Raw genomic sequence first — 1,324 nt, 5'->3', positions numbered from 1 at the left:
GGATGCCGACGGGGACGTCCTGGGGTGCGGCGACGGTCCCGGCGGCCAGGTCGGCGAGGACCAGGGCGAGCGCTCCGCCGAGCGCGGCGACCGGCAGCCATCCTGGGGCTGGTGTGACCAGCGGCACAGGCCGGACGTCAGCTCTCCGGGCGCTCCTCGGGGACCGCCTCGACGCTCGGGGCCGAGTCGGTCGGCGCCGCACTGCTCGCGCCGACCGCGCCGTTCGTCAGGGCCAGCTCCTTCGGTGAGAGCACCGGGGGGCGGGTGGACGGGGTGCGCCGGGAGGAGCCGGTCCACGCGGGGCGGGCGGGGCGCTTGACGAGCTGGGAGAAGATCTCGGCGATCTGCTCCTTGCCCAGCGTCTCCTTCTCCAGCAGTTCGAGGACCAGGTTGTCGAGAACGTCGCGGTTCTCGACGAGGATCTCCCATGCCTCGTTGTGAGCTGTCTCGATGAGCTTCTTGACCTCTTCGTCGACGAGCGCGGCGACCTCTTCCGAGTAGTCGCGCTGGTGCCCCATCTCCCGGCCCAGGAAGGGCTCGGTGTTGTCGCCGCCGAACTTGATCGCGCCGAGCCGCTCGGTCATGCCGTACTGCGTGACCATGGAGCGGGCGGTGGCCGTCGCCTTCTCGATGTCGTTGGCCGCGCCCGTGGTCGGGTCGTGGAAGACCAGCTCCTCGGCCGCGCGCCCGCCCATCATGTAAGCGAGCTGGTCGAGCATCTCATTGCGCGTGGTCGAGTACCTGTCCTCCTCCGGGAGCACCATGGTGTAGCCCAGGGCCCGGCCGCGGGACAGGATGGTGATCTTGTGCACCGGGTCGGAGTTCGGTGAGGCCGCCGCGACCAGGGCGTGTCCGCCCTCGTGGTACGCGGTGATCTTCTTCTCCTTGTCCGACATGATCCGGGTCCGCTTCTGCGGGCCCGCGACCACCCGGTCGATCGCCTCGTCCAGCGAGTGGTTGTCGATCAGCTTCTTGTCGCTGCGCGCGGTGAGCAGCGCGGCTTCGTTCAGCACGTTCGACAGGTCGGCACCGGTGAAGCCGGGCGTGCGCCGGGCGACGGCGCCGAGGTCGACGTCCGGGGCGACCGGCTTGCCCTTCTGGTGGACCTTGAGGATCTCCAGCCGGCCCTGCATGTCCGGGCGGTCGACCGCGATCTGCCGGTCGAAGCGCCCGGGGCGCAGCAGCGCCGGGTCGAGAATGTCCGGCCGGTTGGTGGCGGCGATCAGGATGACCCCGCCCTTCACATCGAAGCCGTCCATTTCTTTGTTTATCTGTTTGAGCGTCTGCTAGGTGTCGTTTTGGAATCTGGTTTGGCGTGTTCTGC

Annotated in this window: 1 pseudogene; it reads right to left on the bottom strand. The window is 69.0% G+C overall.

Features of this window, described 5'->3' with window-relative positions:
• Positions 1-137: 137 nt before the first annotated feature.
• Positions 138-1,286 (bottom strand): annotated as a pseudogene (locus ACWF94_RS40620) (ATP-dependent metallopeptidase FtsH/Yme1/Tma family protein); the annotation flags it as partial.
• Between the last annotated feature and the right edge of the window lie 38 nt (positions 1,287-1,324).

The organism is Streptomyces sp. NPDC055078, from assembly GCF_053607985.1.
The sequence above is the reverse complement of the archived record's forward strand: the minus strand, read 5'-3'. Positions and strand labels throughout refer to the sequence as shown.